Below are 23,306 nucleotides of genomic sequence, written 5' to 3'. Positions count from 1 at the left end.
TCGGCTGGGACTTCGGCAGCGCTGCCCTCATCCAGGGAGTGGCATAGAGGGGAGAGAGTAGACGATGAGAACGTTACTGACGATCGCGAGCAGCCTAGCCGTCATCGGCCTGACAGCGGGCTTGTTCGCAACGACGACGGCCGCCCTGGCGGACGACCAGCTCACGGTCACTGCCGGCGGCGGGTCCTTCCAGCAGGTCCTGCGCAAGGTCATTTTTGATCCATTCTCAAAGGCGAGCGGGATCAAGATCAACGAAGCCGAATACGATTACAGCAATGCCAAGATCCGCGCCATGGTCGAAACCAAGACCGTGAGTTGGGACGTGGTCTACGCCAGCGAATCGCAAATCCAGCAATTGTGTGCCGAGGGCACGATCGAGACCATTGATTGGAAGAGGCTCGGCCTCGATCGGACCAAGTTCGAGGGCGACTACACCGAGTGTGGCGTCCCGGTCATCGACTCTGCCACCGTCGTTGTCTATGACAGGGATAAGCTTCAGGACGGCCCGAAGACCATTGCCGATTTTTTCGATCTGAAGAAATTTCCCGGCAAGAGGGGATTATATAAGAGTGCCCCGGTCGAGTGGGCGTTGATCGCCGACGGCGTGCCGGCAAAAGACGTCTATAAGGTGCTCAACACGCCGGAGGGGATTGATCGCGCTTTCAAAAAGCTCGACACAATCAAAAAGGACGTCGTCTGGTGGACGGCCGGGGCACAGCCGATGCAGCTTCTCGCCGATGGTCAGGTCCTGATGACTGACGCCTGGCACGGCCGAGTCTATGATGCGGTCAAGAACTCCGGCAAGCACTTTGAGATCATGTGGGACGCCGCGGTATTGAACGGAAACGCTTGGATAATTCCCAAGGGCACGCCGCGCTTGGATAACGTATACAAGTTTATCGCATTCGCCAGTTCGCCTCAGGCGCAGGCCGGCGTCGTGAACAACACCGCTTACGGCCCGACCAACAAGGACACGATAGCGCTCGTCGATCCGGCGGTTCAGTCTCACCTTCCGAATAACCATATGGGTAATGCTCTGCGAATTGGCTCAAGTTTTTGGAGTGAGAAGGGCGATGAACTCCGCCAACGCTTTACGGCGTGGCTAGCCAAGTAGATCTCAACAAAGAGATGGCGGCGAGCACGTTCGTTGTCTTCGCCGTCTCCCCTCAGACCTAGTGAGCGAGAAGTCTACAGTGGCATGAAGCCAAATGTCAGGAGTTTGCACGGAGCTTGTCCGTCCCGCCGGCCTCCACAATAGTGACCGATCACGATGTTCGCGCATCAATGTCGCCGGTCCATTGTCTGCTCGATGGTGCTGCGTACATTCACGTTACGCTGGACGACGCCATCGAGTGCTGACTCAAGTCCGCGTGCAGACGGTCCCGATTACCCGAAGTCTTGAAGAAGGTGAGTGCTATGGATTTTCCCCTGCCGAACTTTTCTATTGATCTGAGGGGACAGACCGCCCTCGTCACCGGAGCATCGTCAGGTCTTGGTGTGAGGTTTGCAAAGACACTCGCACGATGCGGGGCACAAGTGGTGTTGACGGCACGGCGGCTCGAGAGACTCGAGAGCATTGCGGCGGAGATTAACATGGCTGGCGGCAAGGCCATACCGCTGCAGCTCGATGTGACCGATTCCGATCAACTGATTAAGGTGGTCGCGGAAGCAGAGCGCCAGCTCGGTCCAGTGACCATCCTAGTCAACAATGCGGGTATTCCAGACGCGCAGCGTGCGACCAGGATGTCGATAAACCTGATTGATCGCGTGCTTGACACCAATGTCCGAGCGCCATACGTGCTGTCCTGTGAGGTTGCGCGCCGATTGATCGCAGCAAAGCGTCCCGGCCGCATCGTCAACATCGCGTCGTCATCGGCCTATTCTTATGGCGGGAACGGGGCTGCGCTCTATTCGATCAGCAAGGCTGCAGTGGTGCGCATGAGCGAAGCGCTTGCGGTCGAATGGGCGAAATTTAACATCAATGTCAACGCGATCGCGCCGGGTGCCTTCTCGTCTGAAATGATGGATGGCATGCTGCAACGCGTGGGCGACATCACCAAGGGATTTCCGCGGCCGCGCATCGGCAACCCAGCGCAACTCGACAGCACCTTGCTGTTCCTAGTCTCACCGTCCTCCGACTTCGTGACCGGCACCTGCGTACGCGTCGACGACGTTCAGGACGGAAGATAGGTAAGCGCCGGTACCAGGAGAGGGCTTCATATTGAGCGAATTCAGAATTGGCGCTTCCGATTCGAGCTGACCCACTTCGTTCGATGCCGCGATAAAATGGTTCTGAACCGCCTCGCTCTCGAGCTATGCAGCGGCTGTTCAGTTACCGATCGGTCGCGACCAAAACGCCACCAACCTTAATTCTGATGGTGAGCTTCTGCGTCAGACAACGAAAGCCGCCTGATGTGAGCGCTACATGACCTCAACTTGGCGTTTTTCTTCTGTAGGCGTGAGCTAAGTCTGTCCTAGTTCACGAGGTATGGCAGCGGGCGAATGCTAGTCGGGCAACCCGGCTCGAGTGAAGGCGAGGTCGGACGGAAATGGCTGAACAAATGATCTCCTTGGGCGAGAAGTTGTATCGCCGCGCCCAAGCTACGCCCGACGCGCCGGCGGTGAGTTGTGGCGAGATCAACCTCACGTGCAGGCAGTTGGAGGCCAGGGCGAACCGAATCGCGCGCGCGCTGCAGAAGCTGGGCGTCAAGCTCGGCGATTTGGTCACTATCGGCTTGCCCAACAGTGTCGACTTCGTCGAAGCCTGCTGGGGCGTCTGGAAGCTGGGCGCGTCGCCCCAGCCTGTATCCTTCCGATTGCCCAATGCTGAGCTCCAAGCCATTGTTGACCTGGCCGATCCGCCGGTGGTGATCGCCTTGCCGGGTATGGAGACTAATCGGCGACGCGTCACGACCGGCGACCTGCTCGCGCTGTCAGATGATGATCGACCGCTGGAGTCGCGTGTGGCCCCAGTGAAGCAGGCCGCGACTTCGGGCGGCTCGACAGGCAGGCCGAAGCTCATTCTCTCCGGCTTGCCCGGCCTCACCTCGCCCGAGCCGACTGATGATCCCGGCGGCTGGCGCTTTCGCCCAGGCGAAGCGGCTCTGATTCCTGCACCGCTCTACCACAACGGCCCCTTCGGGTGCGCCTTGGATGCGATAACTCACGATGGCCATTTGGTGCTCATGCCGCGATTCGACGCGGAAGGTGTGCTCGCCGAGATCGAGCGGCGCAGGGTGAGTTGGATCTATCTGGTTCCTACTATGATGAGCCGGATCTGGCGGCTGCCCGAGGAGGTGCGAGCCCGCTACGACATCTCGTCACTGAAGACGCTCTGGCACTTGGCTGCGCCCTGTCCGCCTTGGCTCAAAGAGGCCTTCATCGGTTGGTTTGGGCCGGACGTTATCATGGAGCTCTATGCCGGCACCGAGAGCCAAGCTTGGACGACTATCACCGGACGCGAGTGGCTCGATCATCGCGGCTCAGTTGGCCGGGTAGTCGTGGGTGAAATGAAGGTTTTCGGCCCTGACGGAAATGTACTGCCACCGGGCGAGATCGGTGAAGTTTACATGCGCCGCGGGGAGGGCTCGCAGCCCTCATATCATTACCGCGGCGCAACGGCCCGCTCGCTACCTGGCGGTTGGGAAAGCCTCGGCGACATCGGCTATTTCGACGCGGACCAATATCTGTACCTCGCCGACCGCCGCACAGACATGATTCTGGTTGGTGGCGCTAACGTCTATCCTGCAGAGGTCGAGGCGGCGATTGATGAGCACCCGCTGGTGTTGTCCAGCGCTGTGATCGGCATGCCACACGAGGACTTGGGAGCGTCCATTCACGCCATTGTTCAGGCTCGACCGGGGCTAACCGCCGACGCGCTGCTGGCGCATCTCGCCGACAGGCTGGTGACTTACAAGCGTCCCCGCACCATCGAATTCGTTGAGGAGCCTTTGCGCGACGAAGCAGGCAAGGTGCGCCGTACCCAGTTGCGCGACGAGCGAATCGCCCGCATGAAGCCGCCTGAGAAGCAAACGTAATCGGTGCCGAAAGCTTTGCCGTAGAGGCGAGGCCGGCGACGCATTGACGCGGTTTCTGCCCGCGACGTGTGACGCGACATTGCCGCTGATCTGCAGAGACGACCCAAATTCACCTGCGAGGTGTCTCAGCGCTGACGAGCGAGACGCGCACCGGTGGCGCCTTGCGGATCAGTCGATGAAGGCAATTTCGTCGTCTGAGCAAAGGAATGATAACTCGCAGTTCGCAATGCGTGCGTCGTTAGATCCGAAGCAACCGTGCTTCGGCGTCGCCTCAGCGCTCACAATGCAGACATTTGAGGAGAATGGGATGGGACTGTTGGAAGGCAAGGTGGCGATCATTACCGGAGCTGGCGGTGGGCTCGGCGAGGCTTATGCAAAGCTGTTCGCTAAAGAGGGGGCGGCCATCATTGTCAACGACCTTGGCAGCACGCTGGATGGCTCCGGCACGAGCGCCGCTGCCCAAAAAGTGGCGGCCGAGATCATAGCGGCAGGCGGGCGCGCGGTGGCCAATGGCGACGATGTATCCACTCCCGCCGGTGGGGAAAATATCCTCCGGACCGCGGTCGATGCTTTTGGCCAAGTCGACATCCTGATCTGCAATGCAGGCATCTTGCGTGACCGGACATTTTCAAAGATCTCGGAGGAGGACTGGGACCTCATTATTAAGGTTCATCTGAAAGGAACCTATTGCTGCACGCTGCCAGTTTGGAAGTGGCTCAGGGACAACGGTCGGCCAGGCGTCATAATTATGACGTCCTCAACGTCAGGACTGTTCGGGAATTTCGGCCAGGCCAACTACGGGGCTGCCAAAGCCGGAATCTACGGCTTGATACGAGTTCTCTCCACCGAGGGCCGCAAGTACGGCATTCGCGTCATGGGCGTGGCACCAAACGCGATTACGCGGATGTGGGCAGATATTCCTGGTGTCCGGGACGGCGAACCCGATCCTATCCTTAGCCCCGAGAACGTTGCTCCAGGCGTACTCTTTATGGCCTCTCAGTTGGCCGCGGACCATTCGGGCAAGGTTCTCGCTGTGTCGGGGGAAGAGATCGCAGAAGTTAAGATGCTGACGACTGAGGGGTTTCATCCCAAAGGGCACTACACGGCGCAAGACGTGGCCGCACACGCGTCCTCGGTGTTCTTCCCGGCGGACTTGAAGCGGCTCCCGGCGAAGGCTTGAGCCGGCCCTGGCTCGAGGCCTCCGAGACGTCACCTCCTGTGGCACATCCGACCTATCCTGCGACGCTGAAGTCCTCTTCTCCCATGAAACGACCGACCGTTGCGTTTCCCGCTTCGAGGGGCATGAACGCTTCACTCAACGCAAGAGCACCCCAATCTCTATTGCGTCCAACTTCCTGAGGATATTTTCATGCCGATTTATTATCCTGACATCCTGGAGCAGAAGAACGAGCCTCGCATCTTTACCTATGGCCACAAGGACGTGGTGTTGTACGCGCTTGGAATCGGCATGGGGCGCGACCCAATGGACGAGCGCGAGTTACCGTTCGTCTATAAGAAAGATATCAAGGTCTTGCCCACCGCTGTCGCAGCGCTGGCGTCGGGCAAAGGAGGCAGTTCCGAGCCGGCACCGAACCAGAAGCCAGGCCTCCGGATCAGCCACTTGAATTGGCCGATGCTGGTGCATGGTGAGCAGAAGGTCGAGCTACATAAGCCGCTGCCATCCTTCGGCACGTTCACGGCCACCAGCCGCACGATCGGGGCCTACGACAAAGGCAAAGATAAGGGCGCAGTGGTCGTCGACGAGACGGTTTGGATCGACGAAACGGGGGAGAAGGTCGCCACGCTCACCGGGTCAAACTTCGCGCGGGGGGATGGCGGCTTCGGTGGGCCGCCGGAGGGCGCGCCCAAACCGCACCTTGTTCCAACCCGCAAACCAGACCTGGCGATCCCATTGGATACCCGGCCGGACCAAGCGCTGCTCTATCGCTTAAACGGCGACCTTAATCCTCTGCACTCCGATCCTGGCGTTGCCAAGCGGGCCGGCTTTCCACGCCCCATCCTGCAGGGCCAGTGCACATTCGGCATCACCTGCTGGGCTGTACTGCAGGCATTCTGCGGTTACGATCCCACCAAGATCCTGAGCCACCAAGCGCGCTTTTCAGCGCCCGTATTCCCCGGTGAGACCATTACCGTCGATCTCTGGCAGGACCGAAATGTGATCTCGTTCGAGGCTCGTGTGATTGAGCGCGGCGCGACCGTTATCAAGAATGGAAAGACAGTGCTGCGCACTTAGACGCGCGCGCCCGACCAACAGTTTGAAGCGGGTTTTTAGGTCGAGCGGAAGAGCAATCATCAGTACACTGGTGCCCCTGATTCGACGAGCGCAGCTCGACTGTATCCACCCCATGTACCTCTTCTCAGGCGCAAACTGCCGTACTTTCGGATGCTGCTTCTCAGCAGCATATATTGTGCTCGCGCAAAGCCCCGGGCCGTCACTACAGTTCCGCCTGCATCCAAGCGCGTGGAAACTGGAGTTGGAGGGTCGTGGCAGCGGCAGACTTAGGCACTTGCAGCAAGATCGATCGTGATGCACTCACCACTGATTCCCGAGGCAGAAGGGCTCGCAAGAAAGCCAATAGTTGCCGCAACCTCACGCACATCAACAAAACGGTTGCCGGGCTGCGAGGCTCGGAAGGCTGCCACCACCTCTTCTGTGCTCATGCCGCGATTCTTTGCCTGAGCTTCCAGCTGACCGCGCATAAGTGGGGTATCCATCCAGCCTGGCGCGACGGCGTTCACGGTGAGACCGTGCGCACCGCCTTCCAGCGCAGCGGTACGGACGACCCCAAGAACTCCATGTTTGGCGGCAGAATATGCAACCTTCTGCCGTGCACCGCCGTAGCTGGCAACTGAAGCCGTGACCACAACCCGACCACCGGGCACCTTCGTCAGAGCCGGCCATGCAGCCTTCAACGCGTGGAATGGCCCGTCCAGCATCAGCGCATTAAGGCGATCCCATTCGGCGTCGGGAAACTGATCGAAGGGAGCCATGAACTGCACTCCAGCATTCAATACCAGGACGTCGAGACGACCCGCAGCCTTGATTACATGGGCGATCATATCCCTGTTCCCATTCGCAGTGGCAAGGTCCGCGTGAAAGACACCATCGCCCGCCATGTCGACACTGTGCACGTCCGCTCCGCGTTCGGACAATTCAGCCACGATCGCCTTGCCAAGCCCTCCTGTCGCTCCGGTCACGAGCGCGACACGGCCCTCGAGCGACCATCCGTGCGGATGGGACTGCTGTTGGTGGCTCTCACTGCCGAATTTTGCCATTCATTTCTCTCCTACGTATTGGCTTGTCAAATAGACGCGATCATCTTTCAGCAAATCTAGCGCTCAGTGCCGCCGGCGGACTCGAGCAGTTGCAGCTATCTGGCTTCCGATAGTGAGCTAAGCTCCGGCTAAAGCTTTGCGAGATGACAGCGACACCAAACGCAAGCGAGACCACCCAAAGAGACGGCAACTGCGCAAGAGACGTTAGAGGCCAAGCATCCAGACAGCATGGGATTTACTTCTCAGCAGAATACCGTGCCAATCATGTTGAATTGCCCCGTAAAAGGAGCTCAGTAAGCAGAAGTTCCGCCTCAAATCGGACGAACGCGGAGCTTCTCTGCTTGCGGACATGCTGATGCTGAGACACTCAAAGGACGACAAGCACTCGCCGATAACCGGGCGACCATGATCTGGCGGCCCCCCACCGCAGCCTGCTTCTGCAGAACACCAACTCTAATTAGGAACGACTACTCCTCTCTGTCAGGCGATCAAATGAATTCGCACCGTTTCGCCGAACGAGGTTCTCGAAGGGCGAGGAGCCGATGAAGATCTCACGAGCGAGGTTATTTCAAAGATGCAGCCGAATCCCGCGTTCGCACGAATGCCAGCGATTCAACCGGTGCGGCAGTGAACGCCCGCGCCCTAGTTTTCCCCTCATGCACCTCGGCTAGCGCCATAACCAAATCGCCTTCGGTGGCGCTTACGTATTGGCTGAACAATAGCTACGGCTTTCGAGCCCTGGCGCATCGCACATGCGCTTTCGACCCCCGAGCGAATCATGCATCGCCCGAAGCAGAGTGAAGCTGAACCAGAGGCCGGCCTCATTGCTTGACGTTTTCAGCCTGCGAGGCATCAACTGGGCGATCCGATAGGCGCCAGGATTTCAATTCTGGCTGCAACTATTTGGTGATCAAATTGGTGAACGCGGAAAGCAGGGACAATCGCGCTCCGGTACTTAAGAGGCGCCGGAAAGCCGAGTAGGTTTGTGCCCGGCCGAGCACCAGAATGTCACGTCGGCTGCAAGGCCCGATCTTTGGATCCGAACTTTGGCGTAGGTCCGCTCGTTGAGAGCACGACACGTGCCTTGGGCCGCTCACGCCTGAGCAGCAATGTCAGTCAGGAAGATGGATAGTACGACAGTGCCGATTCATGTCGAATGTGAAGATTCAGCTGGTTGGTGCAAGCTCATTGACGTTCGGCTTCCGCTGCTTCTCGATAGAAGCGAGCTGTCAGAACCAATTCACGAAGGCGGCCAAGCCGGGGTCGAATAAGCCTACAATACGCCAATACTCAGTTTCTGAGAGGCCAAACGGCTATTTTTCGCGATCGAGGCCAGCCGTTTATTGAGATAGTCGAGCGATGCCTCATCAAGTCCCGCGAACATCGTGAGATTGAGTGCAAGCCTTTTGTTTGAGAGGCTCGCAATTTCCCCCCGTGCCGTTTCCGTCAGTGAGATCTGCAGGAATCGTGCGTCATCGGGGGAGGTCACGCGGGACAACAGGCCTTTCTCCTCAAGCTTCTTTGTTTGGTTCGTAACGAAGGCGGGGTGAATGCGGAGCTTATTTGCCACCGCAATCCCGGAAACGCCGCGTCCTTCGTCGATTTCATCGATAGCCATCAAAATCAACCATTGGGGCTCGCTTATTCCCATCATCTCGGCCCACCCTTTGTGTATCTCCTCCAACTGGGAGTGGATCTCAACGATGTTCCAAACGAAGTCCGTAACAGCCTTATCTAATTGATGTTTATCGCCCATTTGGTCTTTCCGTCACATGTTCGCGCCCGACAGGCACAGAGCAAGATCATTACCCGGAATACGCGCGGCCGTCTTGATGCGATTTGAGGCCACATACCCGGCATGCAATAATTAATTGACAAATGCAATTCATGCGGGATATGAATAGCGCAGACCACGAGGCTCTTTTGCTAAAGGTCATGCGAAACCTCCAAGAAGAACCTCTGGGATGCCCCCCGGGGTTCTTTTTTTTGCAGTCGGCGGCGGGTGGATCCGTCAAATGTTGCCGAAATGCAACAGTGATGGCCCGAATATTAGTCACCTCAATTAATTAATGGAAGCAATTGATTGGTGGCGCTATAGGACGATTGACGGAGAGGGGGCGCCTCGAAGTCGTTCCGCCAAGCCAGCCAGTGGGGGCAGGCTAGTAGCGGCGGGATCTGGACGACGGAAACGATGTTTCAACTAGGAGCTTCATCGATGAAACTGACAAAGGGTCTCATCCTCGGTTCTGCGGCAATGTTCGCGGGCGCCGGGGCGCAGGCAGCCGATCTGCCAGTCAAGGCGAAGGCAATCGAATATGTGAAGATTTGCTCGCTCTATGGCGCGGGATTCTACTACATCCCCGGTACGGATACGTGCCTCAGAATCGGCGGCTATCTGCGTGCCGATGCCATGGTGGGAACGAACTCGGATTTTGATGCAGCGGTCAATGGTGTGGCTGGCGCGCAAAACCGCCTCACCAACTACTTGCAAACCCAGAGCCGCCAAGATCTGCAAATCGATACGCGCACCGCGACAGAATACGGCGCGGTTCGGACGTTCGCTGAACTGGCCTTCACCTGGAGAACCGGTACCTACGGCGGAACCGGCTCAACAGGCGTAAATGGAGCGACTGCCTACACTTCGTCGCTCACTTCTCAGGTCGCTGGCGGCGGACTCGGTATCTACTACGCCTTTATTCAGTTCGCCGGGTTTACATTCGGTAGAGCGGAATCGCAGTTCAGAACGCCTTGGGCCGAATATCCGGCGCAAAGCTTTGAGCTGCCGGGAGCCGCGGGTTGGGACCCGGTGAATCAGATTTCGTACACAGCTGACTTCGGTCAGGGAATTACGGCTTCGTTCTCAGCCCAGGATCAAGCGCCCAATTATCAGACCAACCTCTGGAATGTGAGCGCCGCAACAGCCGCAGGTCTTGCAACGGGTGCATATGGTGCCAACGATTTCGCCGGTACGCGAGCCCCAGATTTCGTGGCGAGGGTCCGTGTTGACCAAGCCTGGGGTCTGTTTCAGGCGTCGGTCGCAGCACACGACAACCACGCTGCCTATTATGGCGCCGACGAAACGACCGGCCATCCCGGGGATAAGTGGGGTTGGGCCGGACAGTTGGCCCTGTCAATCAAAAATCTTCCGACCGGTCCCGGGGATACGATCAACTTGACGGGTGTTTATACGTACGGCGCGAGCCGGTACAACTTCCATGACTACATGTCGAGCACCTTCGCGATGTACGGCGGGGCGGGCACCGCAGGTGCCTACCAAAGCGCGGGCATTGCTGGTGTGTCTGACTCCGTGTTCGTCACGGGTGCTGGTCAGGAGCTGACCACTACCTATGGCTTCAATGGTGGCTATACTCACAACTGGGACGCTCACTGGAATACTGGCGTTTTCGGCGCGTGGGCAGCAGTACGCTACAACAACACGGCTAAGGGCTATATCTGCGGAGCTTTCGTCAGGACCCTGGCACTTTCGACTGGCGCTGACGGGTGCAATCCCGACTTCAACTATGCAGTTGTTGGCACGAAGACGTCGTGGACTCCGGTTAAGAACCTGACCTTCACGGGCGAACTCGCGTACATGATGCTCGATCAGAAGTATGCGGGCGGAAGCACCGTGACGCTTCCGTTGCAGGCGGGTATCGCCAAGCCCGGTGCCGTGTATGAGCTGAAGGACCAGAACAGCCTCGTGCTTCTGCTGCGCGCTCAGCGAAACTTCTGACTTCTGCAACGGCAACTCGAAGGAGGAAATTAACGGCTCTTATAATCTAGGTTCTACCTCCAAGAAGGCCTCCGGCATGCCCGCCGGGGGCCTATTCAATAGCGTCGTGAGTGGATCCATAAAAACGTTTCCGATGCTCCGCATATTAGCGTTGACCAATGCACTTCGATGGTTCGACGTCATGTTGACGTGATCGCCGGGCCATTCATGCAGCACCAAGCAGATTTCCGGTCCGTCGCCGAGCCGACAGTGGCCAAGTCGATAGCATGCCTGCAGATTTTCTCGAACGTGAGTTCGCGTCGGCTTTCGGCGAAAACCGCTTCGCGTCCCCGAAGCACGGCTATACGTGCGCACGGATCTGGCGGCGCGGCTCGCCCAGCATGTCGGTCTCGGCCCCCTTGATCTCGCCTTCTAGAAGCGCACCCCGTCGAATGCTGCCGACGACGCGATTGCGTTTGAGCCAATGGCATAGTTCGGCAAGACGGCTCGGTGCGACAATGCCGTTCCGCTAGTTGCGTTCGCCACGGCTGGGCCAATCGCGACGAAGCGCTTCGTAGCCTGCGGCTCAGTTTTAGCGTTCGGCCCGAGACCGCGGCGTGGCCCTTCCGCAAGCTGCGGCCATCAAGTGCCAACCGGGCTGGACGTATTGCGGGGACGCCAGCGGCGGCTGGAAACAGTTTACGAACAAGCGGTGCCTTTCGCCGGCGAAATTGAGAGCATCATCGCTGAGCGCTGCGCCCGTCAAAGCTAAGCCACAGTTGCCCTGACTGCCGCGCCGCAGCGCGTGCTGCGTTTTCCCGCGAGCTAAACAACAGGCAGGTAAGTCCCATACTTGCCACGCAAGGATCTGACCTATTCTCGCTCGCGGAGCCCCCGTTCTGTAAAAAAGAGGGAATTGAGGCGTGTCAACTTCGGTGCGAGAGTTCCTATAAAAGTAGGTAGCTGTCGATTCATCGCCAGCAGAGTACCATGATTTGCCACGCTTGTAGTGGTCCATCAGGATTGCAAAATGGTGTGCAAATGAGTAGTGCAGTCAATTTGTTGCAAGTGGCTCGATATCTTCGAGTATATGACGATGCCGCTGCGGAACGAGGCATTAGGCTTTCGATAGGATTCGATTTTCACCAGTATGTGTCGATCACGCGAGCCACAGCAACAAAGCACCCGACCCAACCAGTTTTCCGGCCAGAGTGCTCTCCAATAGACTTGCATGAGGGATACTGGATCATCGGCTACAACAAAAAGAACGAAGTTGTGTATCTTGAGGCTGCTCGGCTGTTTAACCTTCAGCACAGCAATTTGGGAGAACATCTTCAATCATTGAAGCTCTTCTACGGTGAACCTGAAAAGCAAGCACATCCCGAAGATCGTTGCATCTGCACGGCGCCCAGCGCAAGGAAGATTACAGGTAAGGTCGCCTATCACGGGGACCTCTGGGTCCGCAGCGACTTTAGAGGACAAGGTATACCAAAAAGTATCGGGGGAATAGTAGCTGGGATCACTCTTGGCATGTGGGACCCTGACTTCCTATGTTGGTTTGGACGGCGCTGGACCCTGGATAAGGGTGTCCACAATCCACCGCATTGCGAACCTGGTGGGGCCATATTGCAGTTGGTAGACGAGAACGTCTCCGAGGAGAACTGGCTTATGTGGATGACGCGAGAGGAGTTGAGGCGCACCGTCGATCCTTGTGACAGCACGAAGCCCGCACTTGCTTCATGACTTAGGTTTAGGAGGTTTTCCATCTGGTCTGAGCCGAAGATCGAGGCCGCCGAAGCTTCTGTGTTCTACTGAGAGAGCCAAATGAGCACCCACAAGAACGCGCGCCTTTGATGCCTCAACGTCGATAGTCGTCCGTGAACAAGGCTCTAAGCGATGGAGCAGGAGTCAGTTTTCCGGCTGCGGCGGCATTTGAGATTGCAGGGATTGGGGCTTGAGCCCCCAGACCTTGCAATTTTCGTTTGTGGATTCCCTTTCGCTGCGGACCATGATTCTATGGTGCATCGGAGGGGCCAATGCGACCGAAGAAGCACAGGACGACGGGATCGAACAATGTGTTCCGGGCACGGCTGGACCAGATCATGAAGCACGAGCTGGTTCAGCTCGCCGGGGTGGATCGACGGCGAGGTCGCGCCGCTCTAGAGAGAGAAAGGCCGGCCCGGAATCGAGACCCGGTTCATGATCGGCCTGCTGTTGCTCAAGCACACTTACGGGCTGTCCGATGAGGGCGTTTGCGACCGCTGGGTTCACGAGCCATATTCCAGTTCTTCACCGAAGAGTTCTTTCAGCACGCCTTCCCGCACGAGCGCTTGGACCTGAGCCATTGGTGCAAGCGGCTCGAAGACAAGTTGGAGCTGCTGCTGGCGGAGAGCCTGCGGGTGGCGCACGAGGCCGGCGCGTTACGCGACCAGGGCCTCAAGCGGTCACGGTCGACACCACGCTGCGCCGAAGGCCATCACCTTCCCGACCGATGCCAAGCTGCTGCACGCGGCGATCAAGGGGCTCAACCGCCTGGCGAGAAGGCACGGGGTCAGGCTAGCGGCAGTCCTATGTTCGCATTGCCAGGCCCGCGGCAATGATGGCGGGGCGCTACGCTCATGCCAAGCAATGCAAGCGGCATCAGGGGCAGTTGCGCATTCTGCGCAGCCGGCTCGGCCGGATCATCCGCGACATCCGCCGCAGGATCGAGGGCCAGCCGGCACTGGAGGAGGCATTCGCCCTCCCGCTTGGCCGGGCCGTGCAAATCCGCTCGCAGCAGCAGCGCCAGCGCGGCTGGAAGCTCGATTCCTTTCATGTCCCGGAGGTGGAGTGCGTCGGCAAGGGCAAGGCCGCCGCACCTTACGAGTTCGGTGTCAAAGCCTCCATCGTGCTCCCGTGGCCTGTTCGTGCTGCACGCCAGGTCGCTGCCCGATAATCCCTACGATGGTCATACCCTGCGGGACGTCATCGACCGCACCGAGGCACTCACCGGCTGTGCGATCAAGCGGGCCTACGTCGATAAGGGATATCGCGGCCGCGACACGCAAAATCCCCGTCGCGTCTTCATTTCGGGCCAGAAGCGCGGCGTGTTCGGCGGCATGAAGCGCGAGCTGCGGCGCCGCTCCGCCATCGAGCCCATCATCGGGCACCTGAAGGCCGAAGGTCACCTTGGCCGCGGCTACCTCAAAGGCCGCGCCGGCGACGCCGCCAACGTCGTGCTCTCAGCAGTGGGCTACAACTTCCGCCGTATCCTCGCCTGGCTCAGAGAACTCTTGTGCCTCTTCCTGATACAGCTATCGCAAACGTTTGCCTGTCCAGTCCCGCTTAATTCGGCTTCTTAACGAACGACTAGATAGGCGATCGCGCGGAGGCATGGTCGGAGGCGGGCTGAGTAGGCCGCCGCGGCTTAACAATCCCAATACGAGGCGAAGACAGTCGCCAAATGAGTCAGGACCTCGGCTCTCTGATCATTGCTGAGGTGAAGGTCGCTTGCCGTCTGCGAATGGCGCCCGCGCATATGAAATATTTTGATATGAGAGATCATCGTGCTCCTTTGCATCCTGAACTCGCGACCGGCTCACATTGATCCAAGATTGCAGGTGATGACCAGTCGGTCACTTGTCGGGCCGGCGGCGACGCTGTCGCAAGGCGCGGGCAACCGGGGCGCTACCGTTCAGGAACGCTTTGCCGTTTAATGCTGTTTCCAAACACCGCCTCATCAATATCGCGCCTCATATTCTCCACCAGAGTAGGTAGCTTTCCGGGATATTAGCGATGCTGTACCGCAGGTGACTAGCTCGTCCTGCGGGTAAGAGTCAGCTCATCCCTCATGGGAATGAGGTACCAGAAACGACAAGCGTAGCTTACTTGCTGCTTCTAAGAAAGAACGGTCATGAAATTCATCGAAGGGATGCGCGCCGTTAGCGAGGGTGAGTTGCAGGTCAACAACATCACACGTCATCAAGTCACAAGGTTCTATCGTGAACAGATCACCAAAGGCGGTTATTACGAGCAGCTTAGACGGGTTGTGGAGCCGTCGATCGAGGAGTTCGAGACTCGTGGCAGCTTAGATACGAGCGGCGAGCACGCCAACACCGTGGTGCCTGGTCTCCAGCACAAGTACGCTCAGACCGGGTTGTTGTTGGTAACGGACCGTTGCGCTTCGTATTGCCGCTACTGCTTTCGCAAGCGCATGGTCGGAAGGAAGTCCGATGAAATTGCATCCGATTTCGCTCAGGTTGCGCAATATATTGGCCAGCATCCCGAGATGACGAACGTGCTGCTCTCGGGAGGCGACCCGTTCGTGCTCAGCACTGCCAAGCTCAATGAGATTCTTGATCATTTGCTGCCGATTGCACATTTGGATTCCATTCGATTCGGCACGAAGATGGTCGCCTATGAACCCAGACGGTTTGACGATCCCGCTCTGCTGTCTTTGTTTCAAAGGATCAGTCAGGCAGGCAAGACAGCAACAATCGTTACTCATTTCGATCACATCGGTGAGATCTCGGTCGACGCGGAACGTAGAATCCGTTCTTTGGGTACACAGCACGTGCAATTCCTGAACCAGTCTGTGCTTCTTGCGAAAGTCAACGATGATCCGCAGGTCTTGGCTGCGACCTTCACCAGATGTCATCAAATCGGAGTTCGCCCTTATTATCTCTTCCAGGGGCGGCCAGTGAAGGGCGGATCGCACTTCCAGGTTGCGTTACGCCGCGGACTGGAGATTACGCGCGGCATCAACCAACGTCTCAGCGGTATCCATAAGACCTTCAAATACATCATGTCGCATGACACAGGAAAGATCGAGATCCTCGCCTTGGGAGACGATGGCCGCGTGTATATGCGATATCATCAAAGTAAATCTCCGGAAAAGATCGGCAAGATCTTTTCTCGGGCGTACGTCGAGAATGCCTGCTGGTTGGACGATTTGCCCGAAAAATGAGAATCGAGGCAACAGCAATGCTGATTTCCGATGGAGGAACGGTGGGCGCAAGACAAAGCTTCGCAACATAGCGCGATTCCAACGCCGCCAGTCATTTGCGCAGCGTTGTATCCGCGCCATATCGAGTTTCTCACTCTGTAGGGAAGCGCGCAATTAATGGGTACGCTGTACGGCATTCCAACGATCATGAAACGCTCGCTGTCTCCGACGAGAACGCGAACCCCTAGTGAGACCTAAACCTCTGTAGGAGCTTTAGTGCCAATCTATTATCCTGATATCCTGGAACAAAAAAAACGCCCACGCACTTTTACCTATAGCCACAAGGATGTCTTGCTGTATTCGCTAGGGGTCGGCATGGGGCGCGATCCAATGGACCAGCGCGAATTACCGTTCGTCTGTGAGAAGGATATCAGGGTCTTGCCCACCGCGGCCACGGTCCTCGCGTCAGCCGGCGTACAGCGCTCCGGCCCCCCGCCAAGTCAGAGGCCGTGTCTTCGGACGAGTGAGCTGAATCTAGGGATGCTAGTGCATGGTGAGCAGAAAATCGAACAACACAAGCCGTTGCCGTCGTTCGGCACGTTTACGGCCGCGACTCGTACGATCGACGCTTATGACAAAGGCAAAGAAAAGGGCGCAGTCGTCGTCGACGAGACTGTGTGGACCGACGAGAATGGTGAGAAGGTCGCCACCCTGACCGACTCAACCTTCGCCCGTGCCGACGGCGGGTTCGGCGGGCCATCGCAAGGCGGACCTGAGCCGCACCTTGTCCCCACACGCAAGCCAGATGTGCTGGTCTCGTTCGATACCAGACCGGACCAAGCCCTCCTATATAGGCTGAACGGCGACCTCAATCCGCTGCACTCCGATCCCGATTTCGCGAAACGGGCCGGCTTCGCGCGGCCCATCCTACATGGTCTGTGCACATTCGGCATTACCTGCCGCGCCGTGCTGCAGACGTTCTGCGGGTATGACCCTACGATGATCATGAGCCATCAGGCGCGCTTCTCGGCGCCCGTCTTTCCCGGCGACACTATAATGGTCGACCTCTGGAAAGATGGCAATGTGATCTCGTTCGAGGCCCGTGTGATTGATCGCGGCACGACGGTGATCAAGAATGGCAAGACAGAGCTGCGCTCCTCGGCGCGTGCGCCTGTAGCTTCTGAACCGTTTTACTAGTCCCATCGTCTCCCGACTCTCTTGCGGCGATGCTTGCAGGTCGACTAATACATCGCCGCGCGCGGATAATTGGCGCGACTGCAGCTAAAGTCCTCAGCCTAGCGACTCGCTTCTCCGCGTGAATGCTGCCATACCTGCAAAAATGTTCCTTAGGAGAAACTGGTTCACACGATGGGGCTCGCGGCGCCTTGCAGGCGCAGGGTCGCTTAAAAGTTGTCACCGCGTCGTCATTCTCATGGGTATAGTCCGATGCCGTCGCCAAGGGCGCTTGACTGGCAGAACCGGACCTGAGTTGGCGAAAGGGTGCGCTGACTGAAGCAATTTGCGGTTACCGCATCTCGGGCCCGATCTACGCTGTGATTCACGGCGTCACATGCATGCCGTGACGCTGTTCCGGATGACGTTGCCGCTGAAGGAGTCGCTTACGGAACTCGTTGCTCGGGGCGGAACGGACCGTCGCGACGATGAAGAGGGGGTGAGGATTCATGCGCAAGCGTGACGACCAACAGATCTTCCTCGAGCACGTCACTCGGAAGCGGGTGGTGCTCGTTGGCGCTGCCGCTTGAACTGTTCCCGGCGTGATTGTGAAGGCTCAGCACGCAACGCCGTGGGCGGCATGAGCCGCTGAGTCGTGGGCCAAGCGCTAAGCTGTCGATCGCACTATCGAGCATGCCCTGGTACGATCCCTTGCTGCGCCTGCATGTGATGGCGGCCGATCGCCTTCATGGCGGTGATACAAGCGTGTGGGTGCCGGCCAAGGAAGCGGCAGACACGGACCGGCTTGGGTTTACGGGCCTTTAGAAGGCGCGTGCCCACCGACGACGATGTTCTACTACTCGCGTGACCGCAGGGGCGAGTGTCGCCCTCAGCATCTGGCACGGTATGTCGGCATCCTGCAGGCCAGCGCCACGACGGCCCGATGCTCGTGTAGCTCAACCAGCAACTGAGTTATCATCTGCACTATAGTCAACTCCCAAGGTCGGCAATTGAATGGATTGCATGAGCATGCCACTAAATAGGCGTCAGGTTGCTCAAACGGCCTTCAGGAGTTTCGCGATGCAAATCGGAAGTTGTGGTCGCCGGCGGGCACAAACAACGCCTTGTCTGCTGGACTTACAGTCGATTGGCGCATCGACGCCGGTCTGTCTCGAACTCGCCAATCGCTTACTCGACTCTCACTAGGTGATGCTAGCCATCCTTCACCGATGTCGCAAGTGCTAGCTGTCGATGCGACGTTGACCCAAAAAAGCGGCAGGAAAGTCGGAAGACCTCTCTGTCGAAATGCGCTTCAGCTGAAAGGACGATAGCCGTGACTACACGTTACGAAAGTGACAGGCTGCCCGGTGCTCTTTCTTCCCGGCTGACTGTACCCCTGATCATCGCGCCCATGGCCGAGGTATCCGGGGTGGATCTTGTGACTACCGTCTGCCGTTCGGGAGCCGTCGGCGCGTTTCCCACCACCAACGCCCGATCGGTTGAGGAGCTCGATCATTGGCTGGTCCGGATTGAACATGATCTCACAAACTTGGATCACCCTGTTGCGCCGCACTGCCCAACGCTTATGATCCGTCACAGACGGTTCAAGGATGATCTTGCCTGCCTTGTACGTCACAAGGTGGAGATTGCCATTACGAGCGTGGGATCGCCGGCCGCGGCAGTTGATCCCTTGCACGAAATCGGCTGCCTCGTGCTTGCCGACGTCGCCTCGCTGCACCACGCGGAAAAGGCGATCGAAGCCGGTGCGGACGGCTTGATTTTGCTGGCCGCCGGCGCGGGAGGCCATACCGGGTGGGCCAATCCGTTTGCTTTTGTTCGCTCAGTCCGCGCCATATTTGATGGTCCGATTGTACTTGCGGGCGGCATCACCGATGGCAGTTCACTAGCGGCGGCCCGGATGCTTGGGTGCGATCTCGCTTGCATGGGTACTCGCTTCATAGCCACCTGGGAAAGCATGGCAAGCGCCGCCTATCGGCAGATGTTGCTCGATAGCACGCTTGATGACATCGTCTTAACCAGCGCATTTTGGGGACTCAATGCGAACGTGCTGAAGAGCTCAATCGTCGCGGCCGGTCTCGATCCTTCAAGAGTTGACGAGTCAGTGTCCGAGGCGCGCGCAAAGCAGAGAGCTGGCACTGTGACCTCTTGTGAAGGCCCGCTGCGTTGGGACAATGTCTGGTGTGCCGGTCATTCGGTGTCAGGTGTGCGCTCGGTCATGGGGGCTGCGGAGCTTGTTAAGGAAATTGCAGGAGAATACGGAGCTGCGTTGCTGAACGCTGCTTCCATTCCTATGTTGCCACCGCAACGGTAAACTGTGCGTCCATTCTGGGGTGTCGAATGACGCGGTCAGGAAACAGACCAGGATGTTCTTGCTTGCCTGGAAGCAAACGATGTTCCCATCGGCGAACATCACGTCGTGCCAAGCTATCAGAAGCTCTCGATCACAGTTCGTGAGCATTCCTGAAATTTTACACAGCCATTTTCGTCCCAAAACGGCACCCATGGTTAAGGCGCTTATATATTAGGAGACCTCCTATCCGTCGGAGTTTTGGGGTCTTCGAGATTGAAGCGAGCAGGCATTAACCGCCACAAGGCAGATCGCCTAAGTCGGGCCCGACTGACTTTCATCTGTAGAACTAGTTCTGATTCGCATTTTGCTTAGGTCTGATTTCACGGACAATCCTTCGTGCACCGGGCGGCCCGCGTCTCCCGGATAAGAAGTCAAAGAGTCCTCGCTTTGCCTAACGGGCCGCCACAGCAGGAGTAAATCATCTTGAGAGGATCGGGCTGCTTCTGCCATCACTTGCCGCCGCCTAGTTTAAGCGCAGTTGTGGCAGTATACCGTGCCGGGATCGGAGTGCCAAAGCCGTCAGCTCGCCGGTTCGTAGCAACCTGCGAGGGAAACTACGTCCCGGTGGTTCGCCTTCACCCGATCACCGGGCTCCTTCGGGATCGGCGACCGCGCTACCACGGCGCACTCATAACCGAGCGAGCGGATCAGGCGATAAAGGTCATGGCCAGTCGGACCGGCTCATAACAGAAATGCACACTATCCAAACTGCCTGGCGATCCGTTCAATGATTCTGCGCATCCGAAGGCCATTCGGAACTGCCTACCTTGCGTCGAGCCGACCACGGGGCCGACAGCGGCGGGGGGCCTGATGAGGCGGATCTTTCGCTTGGCACGGACCCGGTAGCTGTCGCCGCGGACGTCAGCACGTGCCTGTGGTGCACGAGTCGGTCGAGGATCGCAGTGGCGACCACGGGATCGGCGAACGCGGTGCCCATTCGGCAACGCTGCGGTTTAACGTGATCAGCGTGGCGCCGGTTTCGTAGCGGCGGCTGACTAGCTGGAAAGACAGATGCGACGCCTCGGGCTCCAACGGCAGGAGCCGAGTTCGTCGACGAGCAGCAGCTTTGTCTTCGACAGCGCGGGCAGTTTGTCGTCCAGACGTCGCTCGCATGAACCCTGGCTAAGCTAGCGACCAGCACCGTGTTTGCGGCCAGGATCGCCGCTCGCTCGTGCGCGGTCGACAATTGAGTCTTACTGACGCGGGCGGCGCGAGCGGCAGTACGTTGTCGATCCATCGTGACAACGGGCAGGTCGCAGATCTGCTTTGAACCGAATCCAGGGCTGCGCCTCCAAGTCGAAGGCCGCAAGCTCGTTCACCGTCGGAAGTGTGCAAGCTTCAGCGCCATATCGATACGGCGACGATCCTTGCGCGCCATCTCACGTTCGCACAGCAGGATCAGCGTTGCCGTTGCCCGCGGGTTGATCCGGTTTGAAGTTCGTTCTGACCAGGGACAAGGACCAGAACGAACTTGAAACTGGATTGAGCCCAAGGGGACATCACAGCTGCTGGTGAAGAATTGGCGTTCAAAGGCCACTCGACAGCTCATCAACAAAGCAGAGATCAAGTTAGGCATCGACCCACACTCCGTCCCTGAGGTCCGCGCCCTGACAGCTACCTCCGCCTAATCACCTCAAACCGCTCGCTCGCTACAGCGCTGTGCTTCGCGAGCGGCTTGCTCGGACTCGTGGCAAGTCGAATCTGGAAACAATGGGGTCCCCTTCGGCAACATTCTCATCTGAGGCAATATGAGGGGGGGAGTTTGCCATGGCGTGCGACACCTCTCAGTCCAAGTAAGCGCGAAGGCACACTAAGGGTTGTACCCAGCAGGTCGAGGTGCGGGATCGCTGCCGATTACATCCTGGTACTTGCGCCGAGCCCATTTAAATCGGCACCATCCCTCAGATACCTCTTGCAAAGAAGTGATATCTTGCAAAGAAGTGATATCTGTTGGTTCCTCCCAATCCCGAATTAGATCCTCATTCCAGTTCTGCAACCATCTTGGGTCATGGTCTCTACAACGCCGTCGTCAGGCAGAATAGTCAGTACGTTCTGCGAGGGCTTCTGAGCGGCACGCCAATCCGCAACGATTAGAGCAGCACCGCTCCATAGGCCAACAAGCATTCCGGTACGTTGATGAAAACGATGGACTTTCGCACCATTATCGGCACCGGTATCCAATGAAGCAGTTTCGCGTTCTTGCGTTGCAATACGGAAGCAACTACAAAGAGTGATCCTCCGCTGCCGACTGTGCCAACGACTGCATCGATTTTTGGCTGCCTCAGGAGCGCACGTTCAGCAATCGAACGATGAAAGGGAGTTCAACGGGTTTGTGTATTGTTGCGGCCAGAAGGTATCTGATATGGACCGGCGCAACTTGGCGAGTTCCTCTAGATGCGCCTGCTGAATTCCTCCCCTCGCAGTTCTTACTAGCGTTGACGGTATGCGACGTGGCGCCCAGACTTTGTAGTCGCCACCGCACGATATTGGATGTCGGGCCTGTAAAGAGGGTGAGGCGCAGTCCATTTAACGAACATAGGATTGCGAAGGCGAGGGCGAAAGTGCCAGAACTGCTTTCAATCACATGTCCCCAGGTGTGCAATTCCCCGTCTTCATCGCGGTGTCCAGAATGTGCTTCGCCGGAGTAAACTTCATCAGGTCGAATTTTGCGGCGAGCAGATCGTGTCAAACGTCCTTCGCGGCCAGTTTAGTCAAATGTTGTAGTCAATTTCTTGCGTCGGCCAAACCGCTATAGATAATCACAAAGACCAGCCTCGTTTGGCGCGGGTCTTGAATATCTTGGGTTCGGGGGCTGGCCGGGCTCAACGAGTTTCGAGGTTCTTAGTCATGACGCGCGCCGGGTCGCCGCTGCTCGGAGCTTGGATGATCTTTCAGGAGGGGAGATTCACGACATCGGTGTTAGTCAGCAAACATTTTCGGTAGCTCGAGAAATTATGATCGTTCCGCCTACATCGCGCTACCCGTGCAGAAAGCCTTGATCGGGAGCTTCACCAACCGCAGGCGCGATGAACTGCTCAACGAAAACTTCTCGCTCACGCTCGATGACCCGCGTGCCAAGGTTGCCGTAGCGTCGCCCACAACGTTCGGCTTGTAGCCCCACCGTAGCCAGACATTCAAGTTGTCGAGCGATCCTCTATTTGTCGATAATGCGCGCCATAATCGTCGGCCTTAAAGGCAGTGACCTGCCGCTGAACTTTCATCCATTGGCGATTAGAGTCTCGGCGGATGTTACGCCGTTTGGCGCGGGGTGAGCAACGTGCGATCGGCGGAGCTGGTCGGGGTTGCGCAGCCGGTCGCACGTTGCGGTGAGGTGGCGGAATAGGCCGCGGGTGTCAGATAGCCCAGCGACGAATGCGGGCGGTGGCTATTGTAGTCATGGGCCCACGCCGCAATCCTGGTTCGGGCGTGATCAAGGCCGAAGAACAGGGTTTCGTTGAGAAGCTCGTCTCGCATCCGGCCGTTGAAGCTTTCACAGAAGCCGTTCTGCATCGGTTTGCCTGGCGCGATAAAGTGCCAGGCAATCTGGTTGTCCTCTGACAAGTCAGAATGGCGTTGCAGGTGAACTCGGTGCCGTTGTCCGAGACGATCATGCCAGGCTTGCCGCGGCGACCAATCAACGCCGTCAGCTCGCGCGCCACCCGCCGTCCCGGGATCGAAGTATCGGGGATCGCCGCCAGGCATTCCCGGGTCACGTCATCGACGATGTTGAGGATCCGGAACCGGCGCCCATTGGCAAACTGGTCATGGACAAAATCCAGCGACCAACGGGCA

The 23,306-nt window shown here is 57.9% G+C and carries 13 protein-coding genes and 3 pseudogenes; 11 read left to right on the top strand and 5 right to left on the bottom strand.

Annotated elements, in window-relative coordinates:
• Positions 1-64: 64 nt before the first annotated feature.
• The 5 genes from AC0L3J_RS31630 to AC0L3J_RS31610 all read left to right on the top strand — a co-directional run bounded on the left by AC0L3J_RS31630 (position 65) and on the right by AC0L3J_RS31610 (position 6,291).
• On the top strand, positions 65-1,114 hold the full coding sequence (locus AC0L3J_RS31630; protein ID WP_473349638.1) for an ABC transporter substrate-binding protein: 1,050 nt from the start codon (positions 65-67) through the stop codon (positions 1,112-1,114).
• Between the two features lie 302 nt (positions 1,115-1,416).
• Positions 1,417-2,190 (top strand): SDR family NAD(P)-dependent oxidoreductase, encoded by a 774-nt coding sequence (locus AC0L3J_RS31625; RefSeq protein ID WP_473349637.1) that lies wholly within the window; start codon positions 1,417-1,419, stop codon positions 2,188-2,190.
• Between the two features lie 359 nt (positions 2,191-2,549).
• Complete coding sequence (locus AC0L3J_RS31620; protein WP_473349636.1) at positions 2,550-4,037, top strand: AMP-binding protein; 1,488 nt, start codon at positions 2,550-2,552, stop codon at positions 4,035-4,037.
• Positions 4,038-4,344: 307 nt separating this feature from the next.
• Positions 4,345-5,217 carry an SDR family NAD(P)-dependent oxidoreductase gene (locus AC0L3J_RS31615; protein WP_085384585.1) on the top strand — a complete coding sequence of 291 codons (873 nt, stop codon included), beginning with the start codon at positions 4,345-4,347 and terminating at the stop codon, positions 5,215-5,217.
• Positions 5,218-5,406: 189 nt separating this feature from the next.
• Positions 5,407-6,291 carry a MaoC/PaaZ C-terminal domain-containing protein gene (locus AC0L3J_RS31610; protein WP_473349635.1) on the top strand — a complete coding sequence of 295 codons (885 nt, stop codon included), beginning with the start codon at positions 5,407-5,409 and terminating at the stop codon, positions 6,289-6,291.
• Positions 6,292-6,557: 266 nt separating this feature from the next.
• Here AC0L3J_RS31610 and AC0L3J_RS31605 read toward each other — a convergent pair whose 3' ends face one another.
• Both AC0L3J_RS31605 and AC0L3J_RS31600 read right to left on the bottom strand, forming a co-directional pair.
• Positions 6,558-7,334 carry an SDR family NAD(P)-dependent oxidoreductase gene (locus AC0L3J_RS31605; RefSeq protein WP_085384576.1) on the bottom strand — a complete coding sequence of 259 codons (777 nt, stop codon included), beginning with the start codon at positions 7,332-7,334 and terminating at the stop codon, positions 6,558-6,560.
• A 1,273-nt stretch (positions 7,335-8,607) separates the two neighbouring features.
• Positions 8,608-9,090 (bottom strand): MarR family winged helix-turn-helix transcriptional regulator, encoded by a 483-nt coding sequence (locus tag AC0L3J_RS31600; protein WP_473349634.1) that lies wholly within the window; start codon positions 9,088-9,090, stop codon positions 8,608-8,610.
• A gap of 459 nt (positions 9,091-9,549) precedes the next feature.
• On the opposite strand from AC0L3J_RS31600, the gene AC0L3J_RS31595 reads away from it, so the two are divergent.
• From AC0L3J_RS31595 to AC0L3J_RS31570, 6 genes and pseudogenes are all read left to right on the top strand, one after another.
• Positions 9,550-11,067 carry a porin gene (locus tag AC0L3J_RS31595; RefSeq protein WP_085383233.1) on the top strand — a complete coding sequence of 506 codons (1,518 nt, stop codon included), beginning with the start codon at positions 9,550-9,552 and terminating at the stop codon, positions 11,065-11,067.
• A gap of 1,020 nt (positions 11,068-12,087) precedes the next feature.
• Positions 12,088-12,789, top strand: coding sequence for a hypothetical protein (locus tag AC0L3J_RS31590; protein WP_143273761.1), 702 nt, complete (start codon positions 12,088-12,090; stop codon positions 12,787-12,789).
• 293 nt (positions 12,790-13,082) lie between these two features.
• Positions 13,083-14,387 (top strand): annotated as a pseudogene (locus AC0L3J_RS31585) (IS5 family transposase).
• A gap of 551 nt (positions 14,388-14,938) precedes the next feature.
• Positions 14,939-15,991, top strand: coding sequence for a KamA family radical SAM protein (locus tag AC0L3J_RS31580; RefSeq protein ID WP_085383232.1), 1,053 nt, complete (start codon positions 14,939-14,941; stop codon positions 15,989-15,991).
• Positions 15,992-16,246: 255 nt separating this feature from the next.
• Entirely contained in the window at positions 16,247-17,167 is a 921-nt protein-coding gene (locus tag AC0L3J_RS31575) for a MaoC/PaaZ C-terminal domain-containing protein (RefSeq protein WP_085383231.1), read from the top strand.
• Between the two features lie 1,309 nt (positions 17,168-18,476).
• Positions 18,477-19,475 carry an NAD(P)H-dependent flavin oxidoreductase gene (locus AC0L3J_RS31570; protein ID WP_473349633.1) on the top strand — a complete coding sequence of 333 codons (999 nt, stop codon included), beginning with the start codon at positions 18,477-18,479 and terminating at the stop codon, positions 19,473-19,475.
• Between the two features lie 550 nt (positions 19,476-20,025).
• Here the strand turns inward: AC0L3J_RS31570 and AC0L3J_RS31565 are convergent.
• The 3 genes and pseudogenes from AC0L3J_RS31565 to AC0L3J_RS31555 all read right to left on the bottom strand — a co-directional run.
• Positions 20,026-20,255 (bottom strand): annotated as a pseudogene (locus AC0L3J_RS31565) (IS110 family transposase); the annotation flags it as partial.
• A gap of 574 nt (positions 20,256-20,829) precedes the next feature.
• A complete protein-coding gene (locus tag AC0L3J_RS31560; protein WP_473349632.1) occupies positions 20,830-21,090 on the bottom strand; it encodes a hypothetical protein in 261 nt (86 codons plus the stop codon).
• Between the two features lie 1,673 nt (positions 21,091-22,763).
• A pseudogene (locus AC0L3J_RS31555) lies at positions 22,764-23,306 on the bottom strand (integrase core domain-containing protein); the annotation flags it as partial.

It is taken from the genome of Bradyrhizobium sp. Kon37, assembly GCF_055807535.1.
This window is presented reverse-complemented; position numbering and strand designations above follow the sequence as displayed.

What these genes read in the sequence shown, in the direction of transcription:
- AC0L3J_RS31630 (WP_473349638.1), top strand. Translation starts at nt 65, where the DNA reads ATGAGAACGTTACTGACGATCGCGAGCAGCCTAGCCGTCATCGGCCTG.
- AC0L3J_RS31625 (WP_473349637.1), top strand. Translation starts at nt 1,417, where the DNA reads ATGGATTTTCCCCTGCCGAACTTTTCTATTGATCTGAGGGGACAGACC.
- AC0L3J_RS31620 (WP_473349636.1), top strand. Translation starts at nt 2,550, where the DNA reads ATGGCTGAACAAATGATCTCCTTGGGCGAGAAGTTGTATCGCCGCGCC.
- AC0L3J_RS31615 (WP_085384585.1), top strand. Translation starts at nt 4,345, where the DNA reads ATGGGACTGTTGGAAGGCAAGGTGGCGATCATTACCGGAGCTGGCGGT.
- AC0L3J_RS31610 (WP_473349635.1), top strand. Translation starts at nt 5,407, where the DNA reads ATGCCGATTTATTATCCTGACATCCTGGAGCAGAAGAACGAGCCTCGC.
- AC0L3J_RS31605 (WP_085384576.1), bottom strand. Translation starts at nt 7,334, where the DNA reads ATGGCAAAATTCGGCAGTGAGAGCCACCAACAGCAGTCCCATCCGCAC.
- AC0L3J_RS31600 (WP_473349634.1), bottom strand. Translation starts at nt 9,090, where the DNA reads ATGGGCGATAAACATCAATTAGATAAGGCTGTTACGGACTTCGTTTGG.
- AC0L3J_RS31595 (WP_085383233.1), top strand. Translation starts at nt 9,550, where the DNA reads ATGAAACTGACAAAGGGTCTCATCCTCGGTTCTGCGGCAATGTTCGCG.
- AC0L3J_RS31590 (WP_143273761.1), top strand. Translation starts at nt 12,088, where the DNA reads ATGAGTAGTGCAGTCAATTTGTTGCAAGTGGCTCGATATCTTCGAGTA.
- AC0L3J_RS31580 (WP_085383232.1), top strand. Translation starts at nt 14,939, where the DNA reads ATGAAATTCATCGAAGGGATGCGCGCCGTTAGCGAGGGTGAGTTGCAG.
- AC0L3J_RS31560 (WP_473349632.1), bottom strand. Translation starts at nt 21,090, where the DNA reads ATGCCTAACTTGATCTCTGCTTTGTTGATGAGCTGTCGAGTGGCCTTT.